Source organism: Psychrobacillus sp. FSL K6-2843 (assembly GCF_038626375.1).
In the GTDB taxonomy this organism is placed as follows: Bacteria; Bacillota; Bacilli; order Bacillales_A; family Planococcaceae; genus Psychrobacillus; species Psychrobacillus faecigallinarum.
Window position 1 is genome coordinate 2,063,931 of sequence record NZ_CP152021.1, and the last position, 20,061, is coordinate 2,083,991.

The 20,061-nt window shown below is 33.8% G+C and carries 19 protein-coding genes and 1 pseudogene; 9 read left to right on the forward strand and 11 right to left on the reverse strand.

The annotated features are described in order from the left end of the window. The first annotated feature begins 105 nt into the window (after window positions 1-105). The 5 genes from MKY94_RS10375 (at window position 106) to MKY94_RS10395 (ending at window position 6,367) form a co-directional block, all read left to right on the forward strand. The gene (locus MKY94_RS10375) at window positions 106-654 is read left to right on the forward strand and encodes a copper resistance CopC family protein (protein WP_144536439.1); all 549 of its coding nucleotides are present in this window, start codon (window positions 106-108) and stop codon (window positions 652-654) included. Then, complete coding sequence (locus tag MKY94_RS10380; RefSeq protein WP_342578633.1) at window positions 624-1,757, forward strand: CopD family protein; 1,134 nt, start codon at window positions 624-626, stop codon at window positions 1,755-1,757. The genes MKY94_RS10375 and MKY94_RS10380 overlap by 31 nt, the downstream gene beginning before the upstream one ends. Before the next feature lie 201 nt (window positions 1,758-1,958). Then, on the forward strand, window positions 1,959-2,465 hold the full coding sequence (locus MKY94_RS10385; protein WP_342578635.1) for an N-acetyltransferase family protein: 507 nt from the start codon (window positions 1,959-1,961) through the stop codon (window positions 2,463-2,465). Window positions 2,466-2,924: 459 nt separating this feature from the next. Then, on the forward strand, window positions 2,925-5,537 hold the full coding sequence (locus MKY94_RS10390) for an Ig-like domain-containing protein (protein ID WP_342577036.1): 2,613 nt from the start codon (window positions 2,925-2,927) through the stop codon (window positions 5,535-5,537). A gap of 362 nt (window positions 5,538-5,899) precedes the next feature. Then, on the forward strand, window positions 5,900-6,367 hold the full coding sequence (locus MKY94_RS10395) for a GNAT family N-acetyltransferase (RefSeq protein ID WP_342577037.1): 468 nt from the start codon (window positions 5,900-5,902) through the stop codon (window positions 6,365-6,367). A 15-nt stretch (window positions 6,368-6,382) separates the two neighbouring features. Here the strand turns inward: MKY94_RS10395 and MKY94_RS10400 are convergent, their stop codons facing one another. Then, window positions 6,383-6,799: a DUF2809 domain-containing protein gene (locus tag MKY94_RS10400; RefSeq protein ID WP_342577038.1), complete on the reverse strand. Its 417-nt coding sequence runs from the start codon at window positions 6,797-6,799 to the stop codon at window positions 6,383-6,385. Between the two features lie 141 nt (window positions 6,800-6,940). On the opposite strand from MKY94_RS10400, the gene ccsB reads away from it, so the two are divergent. The 3 genes from ccsB to MKY94_RS10415 all read left to right on the forward strand — a co-directional run bounded on the left by ccsB (window position 6,941) and on the right by MKY94_RS10415 (window position 9,475). Next, on the forward strand, window positions 6,941-8,131 hold the full coding sequence (ccsB, locus tag MKY94_RS10405; protein ID WP_342577039.1) for a c-type cytochrome biogenesis protein CcsB: 1,191 nt from the start codon (window positions 6,941-6,943) through the stop codon (window positions 8,129-8,131). A 505-nt stretch (window positions 8,132-8,636) separates the two neighbouring features. Beyond that, window positions 8,637-8,846, forward strand: a complete 210-nt coding sequence (locus tag MKY94_RS10410) for a hypothetical protein (RefSeq protein WP_191697110.1) — start codon at window positions 8,637-8,639, stop codon at window positions 8,844-8,846. 143 nt (window positions 8,847-8,989) lie between these two features. Next, entirely contained in the window at window positions 8,990-9,475 is a 486-nt protein-coding gene (locus tag MKY94_RS10415) for a tetratricopeptide repeat protein (RefSeq protein WP_151109839.1), read from the forward strand. Window positions 9,476-10,079: 604 nt separating this feature from the next. Here the strand turns inward: MKY94_RS10415 and MKY94_RS10420 are convergent. Further along, window positions 10,080-11,312, reverse strand: a complete 1,233-nt coding sequence (locus MKY94_RS10420; RefSeq protein WP_151109837.1) for an SH3 domain-containing protein — start codon at window positions 11,310-11,312, stop codon at window positions 10,080-10,082. A 143-nt stretch (window positions 11,313-11,455) separates the two neighbouring features. After that, window positions 11,456-11,980 carry an SMI1/KNR4 family protein gene (locus MKY94_RS10425; RefSeq protein ID WP_151109835.1) on the reverse strand — a complete coding sequence of 175 codons (525 nt, stop codon included), beginning with the start codon at window positions 11,978-11,980 and terminating at the stop codon, window positions 11,456-11,458. 205 nt (window positions 11,981-12,185) lie between these two features. Between MKY94_RS10425 and MKY94_RS10430 the strand changes: the two genes are divergently transcribed. Further along, the gene (locus MKY94_RS10430) at window positions 12,186-12,695 is read left to right on the forward strand and encodes a hypothetical protein (RefSeq protein WP_342577040.1); all 510 of its coding nucleotides are present in this window, start codon (window positions 12,186-12,188) and stop codon (window positions 12,693-12,695) included. 167 nt (window positions 12,696-12,862) lie between these two features. Here MKY94_RS10430 and MKY94_RS10435 read toward each other — a convergent pair. The 8 genes and pseudogenes from MKY94_RS10435 to MKY94_RS10470 all read right to left on the reverse strand — a co-directional run bounded on the left by MKY94_RS10435 (window position 12,863) and on the right by MKY94_RS10470 (window position 19,954). Next, a pseudogene (locus MKY94_RS10435) lies at window positions 12,863-13,333 on the reverse strand (DinB family protein). A 372-nt stretch (window positions 13,334-13,705) separates the two neighbouring features. After that, window positions 13,706-14,398, reverse strand: coding sequence for an AIM24 family protein (locus MKY94_RS10440; protein WP_342577041.1), 693 nt, complete (start codon window positions 14,396-14,398; stop codon window positions 13,706-13,708). Window positions 14,399-14,478: 80 nt separating this feature from the next. After that, window positions 14,479-15,609, reverse strand: a complete 1,131-nt coding sequence (locus MKY94_RS10445; RefSeq protein ID WP_151109829.1) for a serine hydrolase domain-containing protein — start codon at window positions 15,607-15,609, stop codon at window positions 14,479-14,481. Between the two features lie 86 nt (window positions 15,610-15,695). After that, entirely contained in the window at window positions 15,696-15,875 is a 180-nt protein-coding gene (locus MKY94_RS10450) for a hypothetical protein (RefSeq protein ID WP_144536412.1), read from the reverse strand. A 260-nt stretch (window positions 15,876-16,135) separates the two neighbouring features. Further along, window positions 16,136-17,119 (reverse strand): phosphotransferase, encoded by a 984-nt coding sequence (locus MKY94_RS10455; protein ID WP_151109826.1) that lies wholly within the window; start codon window positions 17,117-17,119, stop codon window positions 16,136-16,138. A gap of 36 nt (window positions 17,120-17,155) precedes the next feature. Further along, window positions 17,156-18,211, reverse strand: a complete 1,056-nt coding sequence (gene rsgA, locus MKY94_RS10460; RefSeq protein ID WP_151109824.1) for a ribosome small subunit-dependent GTPase A — start codon at window positions 18,209-18,211, stop codon at window positions 17,156-17,158. A gap of 382 nt (window positions 18,212-18,593) precedes the next feature. Beyond that, window positions 18,594-19,664, reverse strand: coding sequence for a DUF2812 domain-containing protein (locus tag MKY94_RS10465; RefSeq protein ID WP_151109822.1), 1,071 nt, complete (start codon window positions 19,662-19,664; stop codon window positions 18,594-18,596). Next, complete coding sequence (locus MKY94_RS10470) at window positions 19,661-19,954, reverse strand: PadR family transcriptional regulator (protein ID WP_151113662.1); 294 nt, start codon at window positions 19,952-19,954, stop codon at window positions 19,661-19,663. Before MKY94_RS10470 ends, MKY94_RS10465 begins: the two co-directional genes overlap by 4 nt. Between the last annotated feature and the right edge of the window lie 107 nt (window positions 19,955-20,061).

Genomic DNA, 20,061 nt, shown 5'->3' on the forward strand with positions numbered 1-20,061 from the left:
TTTAGATTGTGGTATAAGTAATAGTAAGCACTACATTAATCTAAGGTACTGTTAAATTCGAAAGTATACATAACAATACCTACATAATATTTTGGAGGTAATAGAATGAAAAAAATCATATTTTTAGTCACTATCTGTTTACTGGTAATTGGAGGGAAAGCATTTGCCCATACGGGATTAGAAAGTTCAAATCCCTCTAACGGAAGTACTGTTACTGATCCGATAGAAGAAATTACACTTACCTTTTTAACAAAAATTGAACAAACAAGTTCATTTAAAATACAAGGAGCAAATAATGTAGAGGTTCCGGTTAAAAATATTGTAGTAGTTGATGATATTATGACTGGTTCTGTAGATGGGATGGAAAATGGCGAATACACATTGACGTGGAATATAATTGGAGCTGATGGCCATCCAATTCAAGGAGACCTAACATTTGCTGTAAATCTTCCTGTTGAGGAAACTCCAGTGCAAGTGACTGAAGAAGAGTCACAAGTTAAAGAGACTGAAGATAAAGAGACTGCTCCTATTAATGAAACTAAGGATGTAGACAGTGATCAATCTTCTAACAGTTTTTTCATCGGTATGATTATCGTATTAGCTTTAGTAATAGTTGTTAGTATATGGTGGATGAATGGACGCAAGAAGAAATGATGATGTTTCTATCAACAATTAGCGAGGCCATACTATATTCCTGCTTTGCATTGTTAATGGGCAGCTTCATATTTTCTTTAATTCCAACTGATTTAAAACCTGCAATTTTAGTTTCTAAAAAGTTTAAACTAATAGCCCTCGCTGGAATAGCAGTATTTTCCTTCATGCCAATATTAAATCTAATGGTTTATTTGCTAGAGGAATACACTTTTTTATATGTATTAAAATCATTGTTGCTAACTTTTGAAATAGGAAAAGCTTGGATTGTAACTGTTATTTTAACAATCATTCTTGGATTCTTTATTTACTTATTTGATAATAGAAATACTCCTATCTATTATATAATTGGAATCCTATTATTGTTTGGTATAGTTGCAGCGATGAGTTGGACTACCCATTCGCATGCAGTATATGGTATACAAGGCTTTATTACACATTTTATTCACTTTAGCACTGTTATCGTTTGGGTTGGTATATTAATAATAGTCGCTTGGTTTTCTAAAAACAAAGAGAATTGGATCCCTTTTTTAAATTGGTTCCATGTAACGGCATTGTTTTGTTTTGCCATTATTACCGTTACTGGTCTTTCATTAATGAATTACTCAATGAATATATCTGAATATCCAAACTCGTGGTTACAGCCATATGGCCAAAGCCTGCTCATCAAACATTTGTTCATCCTTCCGTTAATAGGATATGCCTTCATTAATGGGATTTTGATGAAAAGAAAGCTTGGAAAGAAGGAAAAACTGGATCCAAGACCTTGGACTAAGCTGGAATCAATTATTGTGCTAGCAATTTTTGCTGCTACTGGGGCTATGAGTCAGCAGGAACCGCCACATAACAATGCATCGTTCAGTAAAGATACATTTTTACAAGCTTACGGCATTTTACCTTCTGGTCAGGGCTCTTTAGTTCCTTTAACAGTGGATATTGTTGCCAATTTTAAAGGGATATCATTAGGTATTCTAGCAGTGGCATTTCTAGTAATCAGTATCTATTCCTTTACGAAAAAGATGCCGCCATTGTTCTCATTCATCATGAGTATTTTACTAGTCGTATGTGCATTATTAGCGCTATCTTATAGCGTCGTAGCATATTAAAAGAAAACACTTCTTAAAAGGGATCTAACCCTTTAGGAAGTGTTTTTTATTTGTATAATAAATATCGTAGATAGATGGATATCCATCAAATCAAAATGAAAGTTGAATTAATTTCATGAGAAAAAACTTGAAAAAACTTTTTTAGATAGATTGCTTGTCTTATAATATGAGAAAACATATTTAGAAATGAAGGGATAATGAATGAATCATAAAGAAATAGTCATTAGAAAAATGATTGAAGGCGATTGGGACGATGTGCGTGAGATTTTTATAGAGGGAATACAAACAGGTAATGCTACCTTTCAAACAGAGGCTCCAACATGGGAAGAGTGGGATGCTAGCCATACAGTCAAATGTAGGTTCGTAGCGACGTTTAAAGAGAAAGTGGTAGGTTGGGCTGCCCTTAGTCCGATTTCAAGCCGAAAAGCCTTTTCTGGCGTTGCTGAAGTAAGTATTTATCTATACGGTTCATCTACTGGTATGGGCATTGGTGGAAAGCTACTCAAGCATCTAATAGAGGATAGTGAGCAACAAGGATTTTGGACAATCCAATCCATGATTTTTCCCGAGAATGAAGGGAGCATACATTTACATAGAAAACATAGTTTTGAGATAGTCGGTACTCGAAAAAAAATTGGGAAACTTAATGGTGTTTGGAGAGATGTCGTATTATTAGAGAGAAGAAGTAGTTTAATCGGTAGAGTGTAGGATTAATACAAAAATTATCGTGAGATGGAATAAGAACTAGTTTATTTTATCTTTTAGTAACAAATAACATTCAGCTATGTTAAAGATAAAGATTGATGCATCATAAAAAGGCACTATGACTTCTATCCTACACCTAGTAAATAAGTTTGATATACATTTGAAATATGTATGATTTTGTGGATGAATGTACTTAAACTTACGAAGAGACACTTCATTCTCTCGACTTTACTGTATAAAAATAAGAAATATATATTTGAGTTAATTCCATAATTCCTATTTTTATAAAAGACCATGAACAAGCAAAGCTATATGCTCAAGAAAGTTTGTTTTAAACAGTATTTTTGCTTAAAGTGGAGATTTTCTTTTTTGATGCTAAATACTCACATTTTCCCTATATCTTTTCACTCATTATTCTAAGATAATATAGTAAGATATATATTATTTTGGAGGAAGACTTTTATGAAACATACTATTTCAACCATTTTTTTTGCATTATTCTTACTGAGTTTAAATTCACCTGTACATGCTTCTTATTTAGCTGGAAACACAGTTATAAAATTAGAGGACCCTCTTCTACAAGAAAAGTTAGCGTCTTACGTTGATTTATGTGACAGTCAATTTCACGAGAACACCACCATCGATCGGATATCCAGCTGTTTAGAGAAAAACAATGGAATCTTAACACTTGGAAACTGGTATGCTGGGGAGATCAGGACTCTTAATGGGTTGGAGAAACTGGCTGTTTTACCCATCAAAGAGTTAAATATTCAAAACACTCATGCAAGTGGAAGAAGCGTTGCTAACCTTACACCACTAGCAGATATAAAAAGTTTAGAGAGTTTGAAATTATATGGTACATACTCAAATGATTTTTCTCCATTAGCTACATTACCGAACTTAAAAGAATTAGTGATTAACTCTACTCATAATGAACCGTTACTATCGATTTCTTTATCAAAAAATTTACAAACGCTCCAATTAAGTGGAAATCAAGTTACTTCACTGGCTGGAATTGAAAGGATGCAACAGCTCACGTCATTGGCCATAGATGACGTCTCAATTCCTGACTATTGGGAATTAAAAAATGCGCCGCAGTTGAAAAAATTATCTGTGGACTTTAATGGGGATTCTCGTTTCTTACAGTTTCTGTCTAATTTAGAGACATTGACTCTCTCTGCTTTTAGTGATGAACCTAAAATTATTAATGGAGATGACTTGAAAAAGTTAACAATACTTAAGACTCTTCGATTATTTAATATCGAAGCCAATTATGATTATCTTAATTATATGTCAAGATTAGAGGAGTTAAAGATATCAAATAAGGATACTAGTTCCATGTTAAGTGCGATTAATGAACCCTTGATCTACCTTAAAAGCTTAGACATAAGTCAAAATGAACTTTCTTCAATTAATGGGGCCGAGAAGCTTTCGGTTCTATTTCCATCGATTGAAAAACTAAATCTGAGAGGAAACGAGATTACTGATTTATCTCCTCTGGTACAAGCGAATATTCCTTTCCGATACTTAAATGAATTAGATATAGATGGGAATAAAATTATCGACATTAACATATTAGGAGAGCATGCTAATCTTTTTCCTTCCTTGGAGACAATTTATGCCGAATCAAACTATATCCATTCGATAAGTGAAATGACCAAGCTACCAGTACTGCAGTCATTGTTTGCTGGATATAACTTCATTGATATTTTTGATGAACGAAATGCAAAAAAGTTTAAACTATTTTATCAATTTGAGTTACGTAAACTAAAACCATTAGAAATGTCTATTGGCGATGTATATGATGGACCAATTTTATCAAAGGTTTCGATTAGTGATGAAGATTGGGGAGATGAGATTAAGTCAAGTGATTTGACGGTAACTTTTTCGGACCCTGAGGTGGCTGAACTAACGAAAGACGGAAATATTTTAGCGAAAAAAACAGGGACAACAACCGTTACATACTCAATTAAAGGTACAGCTGACCCTTATTTTACTCATTCAACCCTATTAACTGTTATAAACAAACATTATAAACCATTAGACCCCACGATTAATGGGGATGTTACACTTCAAACAAACAAGATGAGCGTACATTCATTCGGGGAAGATAAAGTGGTTATAGCTAGTAATGGTAAGGTGATAGCAGAGGTCATACCTTCCGGATGGTTAACATTTACTCTTCCAAGTCTTAAGGGATTAACGGAATTACAAGTTTGGGCCGAATCCAAACTGGGAGTGAAAAGCAATGTGATTACCATGCCAGTTTATAAAACGGAAAAGCCAAACTTACCTGATTTAGAAAGTATTACTGACCAAACGGAATACATTACAGGTACGGCAGATCCTAATACCACTATTTATATTACTGCAAAAGATGAGGAATCATTTAAGGATCTATCCCAAAAAGTCAGCGACAATGGGACATTTAAAGTATACACCGGGAAGCTGCGGGAGGGTATTTCTATTACTATATACTCCAAAAATGAAGAAGGACGAGAGAGCGGTAATCTCGGTACGACCGTCCAAGATGTTACCCCACCAATGATGCCGATATTGGATACTGTGACAAGTGAGTCATTGCAAATTAGTGGTAAAACAGAAGCTAATGCAAAAGTAACAATCAAACTAATGTCTAGGAATATTGGGGACACCCTCGCTGATCAGAATGGTGTTTTCAAGTTCTCGATTTCGGCTCCAAGCCCGGGAGATACCTTTACGGCAATTGCTGAGGATAAATCTAAAAATAAAAGCAAGGAAGCAAACATTGTTACTACTTTACCTATAAAGGAAGAAGTTATACCAAAAAAGCCTGTTTTTTGGAAAGGCTTAGAGCTGAAAAAAGGCCAAATTGGACTCGTTACAATTACGAAAAAAATCAATCTTTGGAAGCGTGAAGGGGATAAGCTGGTTTTCGAACGTGTGTTAAATCCTGGAGAAGTATATCGAGTCTACCGGTATGACAGCAAGTATGGCGGTCAATATGGTGTAGGAGGAAGTCTCTTCATCACCAACATGCAGGGTCACGTGAAATACGAAACACCGTCAAAGTCAGTGCTGGCACAAGTAAAATAAAGATCTGACTACAATCATCTATTAATTACTCGTTTGCACAGTCTTTGACTTTACTAAAATATAAAGCCTGTATCTTAGATTACTTTGTAATAAAAGATACAGGCTCTTTTTTAAAATTTTTCTTCTAAAGCTAAAGTATCTGGTTCCTATAATAAGTTCAGTCAGTTATTTCAGATATGACTCCTACCATACAAGGAAGGGTTGTATAAGAGGAGAGTGTCCAGCCTTCGAAGTAACAAAAATCTGCTACTTAAAAGAACTATTATTCTACCTTTAACATAGCTTAACATTTTAAAAAATTTATTGTACTCTTTATAAGAGTATGTCCAAGTTTTTTACATGTTTATTGGGGGATTGCATTTATGATTATTAATTTGGCAGGAAAGAGTGATATAAAACCAGTAGTTGAAGTTTTGGATAAAGCTACGCTAAAGTTGTTGAAAAAGGATATTAAACAATGGACATATCCATGGCCGATCCCTCTCGTAGAAAATGAAATAGCTCAAAAGTTAGTGTATAAAGTAGAAATAGAAAATCTCGTAATAGGAACTTTTATGATTAAACCCATCCGAAGTTTAAACAAACTTTTGATAAAGGAAAACAGCTTATATGTAGCAAGAATAGCCATATTACCAGAATATCAAGGGAAAAATATAGGTGTCCATATTATTAGCTATTGTTGGTCCTTTTCTAAAAAGCATAAGAGAGATATGTATTTAGATTGTTGGGCAGGCAATGTCACGCTTAAAGAGTTTTATAGTAAATGTGGTTTGACCTGTTTAGGTGATTTTCCCGTAGACGATTATTTTGTTAGTATCTTTCAGTTTTAGTAAGGGTACTCACACTTAGGTGGTGGATTTTATAAAGAACTTCTTTAATATCATATCAAACACATAGGCTATGCTAACCCCTAATGTATATCTCCATAGATCCACGATTAAAAATCCTCTCCCTAAGATTAAGGCTCCTAGTGTTGTTCCTCGGATACTATTAATCCACTCTCCTTGGTATATCTGGCTAAACTCAATTGCAAAACAAAATATTAAGCTTACCAATAAGGAAAACTTCGGAGGTCTAGTAACTAAAATAAATCGTACTCCAAAATAAACCATAGCTGCCCAAAGTGCATCTCCAGCATTTAGCTCTAACACATCAAAAAGCAAATAACCATATATTCTAGAAGCTAATCCTAACAATATCATGAGAAAAGTAAGTGCCAAATACGTTAATTGATTGCGAAAGATTTGGTTCAAGGAAATCACTCCCTATAAAATAAATATGTTGAAAATGTGAATAGTAGTTTGAAAATACTAACTTTTATTAACCATATAATGGTTTTTATGTATTTTTATAATATAATGGAGGTTCAATTGTCTGAAAAAAATGGTTAATGGGGGATACATATGTCTTTTGATTCTTTGACATCAATAAGTAGTGCTTCTTTATATTTAGCTTTTATTTTGTATTTGATTGCAATTTTACCATTTGGCTTTGCAATCCGCTCCAAAAATAAGACAGCAACCACCCTAGCGTTGAGTCTAACTGTATTAGGATTTGTTGCTCAGTTAAATTATTTTGTCTTAAGATGGATTGCTTCAGGTCATGCTCCTGTTAGTAATCTCTATGAGTTTATGACCTTCTTTGGCATGATGCTAGTTGGTGGCTTTTTCCTAGTCTATTACCTCTATAGACAGGTTGTGATTGGATTATTCTTAATGCCAATTGCTATATTAATCATAGCTTATGGAAGTATGTTCTCCAAGGAGATTACACCTTTAATCCCTGCCTTACAAAGCAATTGGTTAACAATACATGTGATTACAGTAGCTATTGCAAGTGCAATATTATCTCTTTCATTTGTAACTGGGCTAATCTATTTGATCAAGAAAGTAGACCATAACAAAAAAGGAGCAAGTACATTTTTTTTAGAATTTGTATTATATCAATTAATAGTCGTTTTAGGTTTTGTGACTATAACTGCAATATTTGGCTTTGTCCATTATAACGCTAGTTACCAATTTGTTAATCAACAAGGCAATCAGGAAACCTATCAGTATAGTCTACCAGCTATCGTAACACCTAATAATGCACTACCAATAGATGATTCTGGTGATGAATTAAAAGGGAGTTTCTCCGGGCTAGTACAGGTACCAGTTATTTTTGACGCGGCAAAGTTGAATACGTTAATTTGGTCCTATTTTATAGGCTCCATACTTTACATACTTATTCGGTTATTTTCTCGTAAGAGTATATCAAAGCTTTTACAGCCACTCACACAAAAAGTAAACCTTACTCTAATGGACGAAATATCTTATCGAGTTATCGTTATTGGATTTCCTCTGTTTGCATTAGGTGGTTTGTTCTTCGCAATGATTTGGGCACATTTAGCATGGAGCAGATTCTGGGGCTGGGATCCTAAGGAGGTATGGGCATTAATCACCTTCTTATTCTACACAGCATTTTTACACCTGCGCATCAACAGAGGGTGGGATGGAGAGAGAACAGCTTGGTTAGCTATCATTGGATTTGGGACCATCATGTTCAATCAAATCTTCGTCAATCTAGTCATCGCCGGCTTGCATTCATATGCTTAAATACAACAATCTTAAATATTTTGAGAATGGAGAATACAACTATGGAAAATAATTTTAACCTAGCTTTTTTTACTGCTGAGTATTATCGTTTCATTGATAAAAACTTTTAGACAGTAAATTTTTGGATGTTATATATGCGCTGTATTTAACGATTCTACCAATAGTTTGGAGTGGTTATATTATTGGTAAGAAAATGTTTAATATAAAAGTAGTACAGGTAGATGGAGAGTAGGTAACCATCACTAATATGCTACTAAGAGAAATTGTCGGTCGATTCTTATTAGGCATTGTAAGTTTTGGGATAACTCATATCATAAGTTTCTTTATGATAATATTTCGGAAAGACAAAAGAAGTATACACAATATTCAACTAAAGAAGAAGTCTTAAAGGGAGAAAGAGAAATTATTCATATTTAAAAGTTATGAACTTTGTACTTGGTGATATCAGTTAATTTTTTAATCTGTAAGAGGATAATATTATGTAAAGAATGGCAGGATGGAGCAGATGAGCGATCGATTTGATTTAAGCTTTAAAAACAAAGAAGTTCGAATGTGGTTTTATATTATATTACCAACGATTGTTGTAGGCAGCATAACCTTTTTGTTCATTGATCTTGAATATAATTACATTCCACATTTGTTAATTTACCTTGCTTGGATAGTATATTATTCATGGAGACTTTTTTATAGACGCAACAAAAAGAAATCTCTGTAACACTAGTACCAATAGAAAGCAGGGCTAATAATTACAATGGATTTACTCATAGAACTCATATTTACAATATAATGAATAGTGAGAAAAAAACTATTGAATAGAAAAAGGTTAAATTCATTAAAAATAGGAAGGGAGAGGTTTCTATGGAAAAATTATTAGAACAAGCACTTAAATTGAGAAAAAAAGGTCTTCTTCTAGATTCCAATACTATTTTGCTTCAATTGGTTAAAGATTTCCCTCAAAATGCTTATATTAATTATCAATGTGCCTGGAGCTTTGACGCGCAAGGAGAGGAGCTTAAGGCTGTTCCATTTTACGAGAGAGCAATTAGTCTAGGATTACCTGAAAAAGATCAGGAAGGGGCTTTTATTGGGCTTGGAAGTACATATAGAACACTCGGAGAATACGTAAAGTCCCAAAAAACCTTGCAGCAGGGTTTAGAACGATTTCCAGATAATAGAGCTATGCAAGTATTCTTAGCGATGACATTATACAACTTAAATGATCATAACAAAGCTATGGAACTATTATTAAAAAACATTAAAGATACGTCAATAGATGAAAATATACAAAGCTACAAAAAGGCAATTGAATTTTATTCAGATAAGCTGGATGAGATTTGGAATTGAAACAGAAATAAGTGATAAATAAGGTAAAACAAAATAAATGATGTGTATAGTGTCTGAATTGCAATTTACAGTTAATTTGAAAACAAGGAAGACAATAACTTGAACAATTGTAACAACTAAAACTATGAGTTATTTAAATGCAAAAAAGCTATAAATTTATAATCTATAAAAATCATGTATTTACGTATTTTTCTCAAATATCTCACTGTTTCAAGTATACTTTTCAAATGAAACGTAACTTCGTATAATTTATATTATGTAAACTAAAATTAAAAATTATGGAAAGAGGTGCGCCTACACCTCTTTCTTATTTCGACTGCCACAAAAGTTTAGACATTCGCTCTATGCTAAGTCACTTATACATTTACTCGCCTGCCGGTTAACTTTTGATTACCTAACAGGCTTATTAAGTTCGCCTTAACTTGTTCGTGAAAAACAACTCTGTCGTAAACTCCAACGCTTATAACATTATTAAAATATTTACTATTTCTTTATATACTTATGCAGCAGTTCAATTACTGAAATTTTACTCTTGTGCAACTCCTATTTTGCCGTTTGCAGTATTCTTTATGACTTTAGGTAGTTATTTACATCGAACACTTTTTTATTGCTTAAGTAATGCTAGCTTGCTTTTCGATGGTGTTTCGTATTTTACATTTGGTGATTTTTGAATGTAATTTCCACCACCTACACCATATAAACCACCATGATTGCTCTTATAGTTATAAACACGGTATTCTTCACCTTTTTTCAAAGTTCGAACAGTAGTCAATGAACCATTGCTTTCCATCTTGACCAAGCTTGTATTGGATAAAATAGTAGCTTTACCTATTTGCCCTAATTTTAGCTCTGTTTTTCCCCACATCACTTTTTTTATAGATGGAACATCTGTCTTTTTCTTAATATAAGCAGAGGAAATATAACCTGTTAGCTTTTGATCTTCAGTTTTAACAGGGTACCACACAAATTGGTTTATGCTCGTTGGAGATTGGTCGTATAAGAATTTATCTTCAATAATTAAGGTAGTGTTTTTGGCTAAAGTATTTGCTACTGAAGAAGTACTAGGTTGCGATCTTAATTTTACATTGTCTGCTGTTAGCAATACCTTGCTTCCTTTTTGGAAATGATATGAAGAGGTATGCAATTGATCCGTTAATGTATATTCCTTCTTCGTAAAGGCAATATTGTCACTGCTGTTAGGGTCATATTCAAAATCAGCTAAACTGAAAGGAAACTGCGCTAATTTAGTGCTATTCAAGTAACTATCCTTTTCAATAAATGTAAAGACTTTTTCTTGATAAGCACCAATGTTCTTCAATCCATTGGACTTATATAGTGGACTGTTAGCAGGTTTTATACCGTTATAAGCCATGACTGGAAAGTACCAGTTCTCGATTATTTCAGGTCCTCCGCCTATTATTTTAGGCAAATCATTACGTTTATACATACTGTTAAGAATTTCGACGCCTGCTTGAATATTATAAGTGATATCGTATTTCAATCTTTCTTGATCATAGCTTAGTTGATTGGTAACTTGCATAAGACCAATCCCTTGATCCGTTGAGATTACAGGCTGACCATTTGCATCGAATTGTTTCCAACCGCCATTTTCTTTAGTAGCAACAGCCTTCACAACTTCAGGAGGAATTTTTGCTTCTATGGCTGCATTCGTAAGTAGACAGTTCATATACTGAAAAGATGGATTTTGGTTTGGCTTTATTTCCCCATATGAAGAGCATTTAGACGTCCATGCTGACTCAGCGGAAGCTTCTCCATTGGACCAAGCCAATAGCATTAAGCAAGCTAAGAATGCTAAACTCATTTTTAATAGTTTCATTGATTTAATCCCCATTTCATTGAATATTTTATATTTATTAGTATATATTACCATAAAATATGAATGGAGAAATTATTATTGGAATAAAGTGGTGCTATCTACAAAACTAGCTAAATTCAATAGAGTTAAAAAAGAATAAACACTTAGTTATCGTAATCCTCCAGCAAACAAATTTCGATGAATTCAAAAAAGCTATTTGCATCAAGGGATCTATCCTCCCAATCGTGCCAGTAGTATAAAACCTGACCGATTGTTCCAGCTTCAGTTGGATCCATGTCCATGCAAAGATAGTCACCAGCACCATTGTCGGCAATTGGAATCCACTTAGAATTCCATATAAATGGCTTTATTTCTTTTTCATTTTCTGGCTGCATATCATCGGGATCATATTCTTCCTGCAAAAACGACCAATCCTTTATAATTTTGTGGATGGGAGAAAGAACCAAATTTCTTACAAATGGATTCACACCAGGCTCCCAAACTTGTCCGTTATACACTCTGTAAAAATTCTGTACTTCTTCTGGTAGCTTAACTTCCAGCTTTTGTTGGAGTAAATCCAATTCTTTGTCAGTGACGCCAGGTTGAAGGTTTAATGACTCTTTAAACCCTTCCTCAAATTTTTCACCTCTTGCGATTATCTGATTCCATAGGTTTGCAGCATTGTTCATTCTGTTCTACCTCTCTCCTTCGTAAATCCATACATAAATATTTTACATAGTACTAGCAACAAAAAACAGATATAAAATCTAGATCTTTATTTCATAGGCTAAATTATTGAGAAAGAAAACGATATCAATCATTTGACCAATTGTACTTAAAAGGCTTGCATATACTATTTAGAGGGTTTAATCAATTGTTATTGGAATGATTTAAATGTGGAATGTATCACAAATAAGCTCTTGGATTATTGCAGTAGGTACAGTTATATCTGCAATAGGTAGTACTCCTTCACAAGTATTATCAAACGCAATGTTAAGAGACCTGAACATCATAGGGGATGCTCTACAAGCAATTGGGAGTGGTATAATCCCCACGGATGCGGATTATCTGGATAAAGTAGGAAGTCAACTAGGGGCCATAGGTAATCTCATTACGCTCGAGTCATTTTTTATCGAGGATCAAAATACGAGTTCCCTCATAAGTGCACAGGGTGATTTTGTTCAAGCGCTAGGTGGAGTTCTCACGATAGATTATTCTGGAAATCAGTCGATAGAAGACGCACTAAACAATATTGGAAATGTACTCCAAGTGATTGGAACTATTTATCAAGCATTATCAATTAAATATCCTTCAAATAGTCAAAAACCGCAAGAAATGAATACAGTCGGTAGTTGGATACAAGCCGTTGGAGCAGTTCTTTCAGCCCTAACGGTTGATGAATGAGTTGAATGATTTCTCCAGGCAATACAAGTCAATCTTCTCATGTGAATGAAATTTAAAATAAAGACAGTGGATTATCGTATTCCTCTGTCTTTATTTTAGGTATAGCATCCTTATTGAAGAAGCTGTTAATTCTATAACTATTAAATATCTTACTTAAATTTTATACTCTATTTCCAGCTCTTTTGTAGCTTCCTAATATAAACAATTTGACCGATGTGATATGCATTATGTGTGGTGACATTCCCTACTACTTGCCACCAATTGGCATTCGAGTATTCTTGAACACTTTTTTCTAGTTGTTCTTCTGTTAATATCATTTGCCAATGTAAAAGAACTTCTATAAGTTGTTTCTTTAGTTCATCGAATGTTTTATTTTTTGAGATGGTAAACGTACTGTCATTACTTCCAACTGCTGGAACTGCATTAACACTAGATTCCTTATACCTTATTTGCCAGGTTTTATTCCAATAAAGCAAATGCTGTACAATTTCTGCAATACTATTATTTTCTTTACTCGCCTTCCAAAAAGCTTGTTCCTCTGTCAAACCATTTACAGATTCTGAAAATGGTACGTATCAACTGGGATCGTTTGCATTGGCTAACAGTTGGTCAGACAAAACATCTTTTGCATGAAACATACCTGCTATACTCCCCCTTAATGTTTATCATCATTTAAATGCCTCTATCTATAGTTAATTATTCTAGTTGATAAGATTATTCTCCTCTTTTTCAATTACTTGCTGCATTAGTAACAAACCTGTTATTTAGCTGTTAAATGAATAGTTGTTTAAAGTTAAAAATTAATCCTTGTAAGAAATGCGAAATAATATGCAAATGGTTTCATTAAAAAAGAAACGTTTATGGTTGAAACCATTAAACATTTCTTTTTAAGAACAAAAATATTTGTCTAGTTTTGTGAAACTTAGCTTTTCGAGGTTAGCTGTATAAAAATACGGTTGATTGATAGCTAACCCTCCGTTTCTTTATTTGCTTGTTTTTAAAATGTATATTTAACTCTGTCTCTGAAAATATACTTCTTCATAGGGCTGGACAATGACAAAGCCATCTCCTTCGAACTTCATTTGTATTGATTCTCCACTTCCTCTACCAACAAAGGTTTTAAAGGAGATATCTGTTTGGAAATCAGGCTGTAGATTACCGGACCAAGCCACTGTAGCATTTGGGTCTGTGAAAATGGGCTTTCCTGGTGTCACACGCAGTGTGAGAGGCTCGTAATGAGAAGTTATAGCAACTAAACCAGTTCCTTCACATCTCACATTAAACAACCCGCCAGACATCATTCCTGCCACTTTTTTCATGATTTTGATATTGTGATTAATGGACGGCTCGAAAGCAAGCAAATCGTTCCCATTTACATAAATCGCTTCATTTTGAAGATGAAGAATAATGATTTTCTTTCCACTGTCAGCTAGATATAATTTACCGTGGCCATTTGCCTTCATTAGTGAGGCACCTTCACCAGTCAAAGCCTTTTTAAACATTGCGCCCACACCATGCTCTAAAACGCCCTCACGCTCAAATTTAATTTTTCCGTGATAAGCGACCATGGCACCTGCTTTAGCCCAAACAAGCCCCTCCAGGTTAACATCCAATAAGCGCTCTGTTTCTAGTTCGAAAAAGCCTTCTCCTTTATCCTCCTGCTCCGTTTTGCGTATAAATTCAGCTACTGAGTATCGATTCATCAACAAACACCCCTTCCTCTTATGATATACGATGATGAATAGAACTATGTTTAAAATCATCCTTAAATTGGTTTTCTTATCTATAAATCTAGCAAAATATCTATGATTTTACTGCTAATATAACGATGGACGGTGCTATCAAAATTCAATAGAACAGCTACCCCAATGTTTTCCTCTGGAATTAATGAGATTAATGCCCTTACAGCCATCTGTCCCCCGCCGTGCTCGATGATGGTTTTTCCCTTATAGTCCTCGATAAACCAGCCTAATCCATAAAAACATGTATTAGTTTCATTATCCCACTCTTCTGACACTCGACATACAGGATTTTGCATTTGCTTTTTGAGAGTATTTTCAAGCTGTTCACTTGAACTGTAGTTCAAATGAAAGGACATATACTTGGCCAAATCTGTTGCTGTAGAGTAAAGAAAGCCTATTGGAGCAGCCAAAGAATTCGTTGGATAAGGGGTTTCAACCTTGTCGGTACCTAAATAATATTTTGCGTAATTATTGTCAGTCAGAATGATATTTGTATCTGTAGTAGTTCGCGTCATTTGTAGTGGTGTTAAGAACTGATTTTGAAGGAAAGTCTCCCAGCTTTCTCCGGTAACCTTCTCGATTAAATCTCCCAAAATAACATATGCATCTGTACAATAGTTCCAATCATGTCCAGGGGGTGATTCTAGCTTAACTTTTCGAAACCACCTAGTGATATCCTCTCTAGTATGGATACTAGTTAATTCATCTTCTACTAACCTATAATAGGCTAAAGCCTCATCCCATTCAGTAGGTGTGTCTGAATAGATTTCTTTAACATTTGGAGCAACTAAATTGGCTATACCTAAATCAGCTGGAAAGCCTGTTGTATGGCTTAAAACATGTTTTACAGTTATTTGATCGCTTAAGTATTTATCTTTTGTTCTGAAATAAGGCAAATACTTAATGATTGGTGTATCGAGTTGGATGCTGCCCTTTTCAACAAGCTTCATAATGCAGACTGCTACAAAGTTTTTTGTTACACTTTGAATACTCATGATTGTATTTTCATCAATTAGGCTCGTAGTAGGCTCCAACTGAGCGTAACCGTATCCTTTTGCAAAAATTAGTTCATCTTTTTTAACTATAGAGACAGTAATCCCGACTCCTTGTTCTTCTATGACTCCATTTATTAAACTGTTTATTTCTTCTATCTTTTTATCAATTGTTTTCATTATTTGCTCCCTACATATTGCTAAATTTTCTAATTAAAGTGCTCCTTTTTGGTTAATGCCACACCCTATGCTGCATTTTTATATAGTTAGAACAATTGGTTGTTGTAACGATCTACCTCTCTGTCTGAGTTGGCTTGAGCGGCTACTTGATTCATTGTCTTCTTATGCGTTAAGTTATAATTCCTACTACTTAACCGATCTACGAGATAGGCACCTATTATGATAGCAGCAAAGAAACCCCAAAAAATCCACATAATCCAATGCATAACATCCTCTCCTTCTTCAGATATAGTATGTTCACTTAATACACATACGGAAAAATATTGAGAAAGTTTCGAATTTTAAGGTTAATGAAAATGACATCAGTAAAATGTGGATTTACTTTAAGTTAATATCAAGTATAAAAGCCTGTTTCTCTATAAAATAGAAGGAAATCAGGCTTTTTAGTCAAATATAACTTGTTGATTTATTAGTCCGTCCCTCGTTTAGAGGATGTGACGATGGTCGGTCTATAAAAAGGCTAATATTATATTTCCATTCCAAAACACAATGATTTATTCTTCATAGCTTCTGTTAATTTCTTTCTTAAACCTGCTAACCATTCCGGTTCCTGGTCCCACTTTTCTTCCGCAGATCGTAGAATACGCACATAACTATACAAATTTGCAAATCGTCTACAAGCTGGCATTATTGACATCATATCTTCTGATATCTCAAATTCAGTACGATATCCGTCCAAAAAGCTTTCTTTTTTCTGCTGAAAAATATCAGGCAGAATACAATCCTGTAAACTATCAAGTGATTGCTCGATATCCATTACATACCAGTGATACATGGCATCGTCAAAATCAATAACGTTACAAGAGTTATACTCTTCATCATAGAATACATTATCAAATTCAAAATCATAATGAATCAGTCCAAAATTGTTGTTTGTCTTAGGAATTGAGTCAAAATAATCTTGTAATAACAGGGTTTCCTTCAATGCAGATTTTTCGAGAGGAAAATCAACTAGAATATTGTGAATCCAATTTAATACGTCGCTATATGACCATCGTTTGTATTGTGAAGTTTTATACTCACTGGATAACTGATGGAGCTTTCCTAAAGCTTTGCCATAATTAAAAATAACTGTGTCACTTAAATCGGTCTTGATGATTTGCACACCTGCAACACGTTTAAATACAGAGGCAAAGTATACGCCCCATGGAGTTTGTAATTTGACGAGCTCCTTCCCATTCTTTGATACAGCAGTTTCTACTGCTCCATACTTTTTGGATCGAAGGTAAGAAATAAAGTCCAATTCTGCTAAAATATTTTCTTCGAATTTCTCCGTTTTTGGAGAAAATCTTAAAAATTGAGTTTTGCCCCTTGCTTGAAATGGATAAATAGCATTTGAAGATATTCTGTAGTACTTGAACATATCAAGAGAGCGTTCATCAAATTCCCAATTTCTCAACAACATTTCTGCTAAATCCTCATTTTTAAAAAGATATTTCAATTTCAACATAAACTGACAACTCCCCTTACTTAAAGTTATATTGCATCATTTTTTGTTTAATTTTTTCTTGAAATCTCTTCTCCTTGTGTCTAATCTTTGTAATTCAGCTAACTGCTTTTTATAACTATTAACTCTGCTTTGACTTAGACGTTTATCATTTATGGCTTTTTGAATGGCACAGCCCCGTTCTTTTCGATGTTGACAATTCTTAAATTTACAATAGTAACTCAGTTGTTTGATTTCCTCAAAACTTTGGTCAAGTATCTCTACATCTCCCCATAGCTGCAATTCTCTTATACCAGGAGTATCTATGATTATGCCACCAGTTTGAAGGAAAATAAGTTCACAATTTGTAGTTGTATGCTTTCCTTTGCCCGTTAATTTACTAATAGACTGTATTTTTTGTATTTCATCACCCACCAAGAAGTTAGTTATTGTTGATTTTCCTACTCCAGATGATCCAAGAAATATAACTGTCTCTCCACACATTAAATATTTAAAGAAAATATCCATATTTACATTTTTTTCTGCACTGACAGAATGAATAGTTACTTTATCTGCTATTTCTTTCACTTGATTTATATATTCGGCAATATTAATACATAAGTCTACTTTGTTTAAAATAACTACTGGTTCAATTCCACTGTTATAAATCAAAGTTAAAAATCTTTCTATACGTCGAATTTCAAAATTATTATCTAAGCCAACTACGATAAATGCTGTATTAATGTTTGAAGCTATTACTTGTTCTTCTGTTTTTCCTCCTCCAATAACACCATTATTTAATTTTCTCCCACCAGAGATAGGAAGCTTCCTTACATAAGCGTTTTCTCTCGGTAAAATAGCGTGAATGAAAGCATGAGGATTACTATTTTTAATTTCGTACACTACCCAATCTCCAACTGCCGGAAAATCTTTATTTAATTGAGCATTATGTCTAAACCTTCCTGTTATTCTAGCTGTAATTGATTTCTCTTCAAATGTTACAAGATAATTATCTTTTATTTTGCATGTCACTCTACCAGCTCTTAGACCTTTTATTTTATAAGGTCTAAAATATTCATCAAAATTAGCATTCCAACCTAGTAAATGTGGTTCCATTAATTTTGCCCCCAGTTAGTTATAAATTTGGAGAAGAACAACTGGAATTATATTTATTTAATATATTTTGTACTCACACGAAAAAAGCCACAGGATATATAAAATAACCCTGTGACTAGACATTCCGTTCTTCTTTACAAAAAGTCAATTTTCTCTCTTGACATGTCCTATATTAATAAGTTCAAAAGCCTAATAACTTAGTCCGCATGAGTGAGATGCAATAAATATAATTCCAAGGTTATCTTCATTAAATTAGTCATTGCTTAATCTCACTCCCTTCAGTAATTGTAAGAAAATTATACCATTTCAATTATTGATAAATCAATAACTTATCTTGTCCAATGGCAAAATTCCTTGGAAGAAAAAAAAAAGAATCCTATTTCTAGGATTCTTTTAGTAAATTTTTTTCTTTCCTATATCCAGTGATGATTTTGACAGATAATAATATCCAAAAAATAGTCATACATGTTAAAAGGTACTTTAAAACAGTATTAATTGTAGAAGAATCTGTGTCAAGAACCCATTGCATATACATGGACTGTGCTAATACAAACAACAAGAATATAGCGATTGTCATATTCATCCTAAAGGCTTTTTTTATTTGGAGTCGCTTTTCTGATACGTCATAGGAGAATGCTGGTTTATTATTAGCCTCGTCATAAGGCATCGCCCAAATAGAGTAATTTAATAGAGACATATTAGATGTATATTTTAGTTTCCATCCTATTTCTTTATGAATTAAATAATAATCAGATTTAAGTTTTGGTTCAAATGTAACCTCATATGCAATCTTTTCGTGCCTAGAGGGAACAAAAGAAAAGATTGTAGCAAATACACTTTCAAGCTCGTAGCCCTTATGATGCATCTCATCCAACCATATTTTAGTCTGGAGTGGCTGATTTTTCCTTATTTTTTTTCTATCGTATTTTATTTCGTCCTTAAGATTAAAAGTTTTTTTCTCAAAAGTTCTATAGGAAATGAAAACAAAAGTCGATAGTCCTGCTAAAGCCAAGAATACTAGTACGGGAATAATAAGTGCTGCATAATTAGGGTCATTAGTATTTATGGTTTCAAAAATTAACAAGTTAATAGGGCCAGTTGATAAATAAAATATGGACAGCATAAGAAATAAATACGCATGCAAACGAATCCTTTTGAACAAGCTTTCACGGGAGGGATAAAAAGAAACAATTATATCTTCATTTTTTAAAATACCCCATTTACCGGTAGTTGAATGCTCCTGCCAGCCATCGCTTTTTAAGCTTTCTGATAACGCTCCGGAATTATATTGTATTGAAAAGGTAACCTTGTTAGGAGGCACAGTTTTATCAAACGTAAATATCCGTGTGAATCTGTTAATGTCTTTGAGTATATAGCCTTTATAAGTCATCCTTTCTAGCCAACGTTCAGTGGATGATATACGATAGCTCCAAAATAATTTGAACTGTTTCAATCGAACTCCCCCTCATAAAGCAAAATATTGCTATGTACTTCTTTTAAACGCTCCATTTCCTTCCGAATGATAACCTTGCCAAGCTCGGTAATTTCATAAATTGTTTTTCTCTTTTCGTCCGAGAATACAGTAATCATTTCATCGTTCTGCATTTTAGTGAGCGTTCCATAAATAGTGCCAGATCCTAAATGTAGTCTGCCGTTAGTCAGTTCTTCTACTCTTTTGATAATTCCATAACCATGTCGTGGCTCAGTCAATGAAAAAAGTATATAGAAAGCTGTTTCCGTCATTGGTATGTATTTCTTGATTAATTTATCCAAGCTGCTCCACCCTCTTGTACTATGTCACAACACGACTATGTCACGACGTGACATATTTGCCAAGCAAAACATGTAAA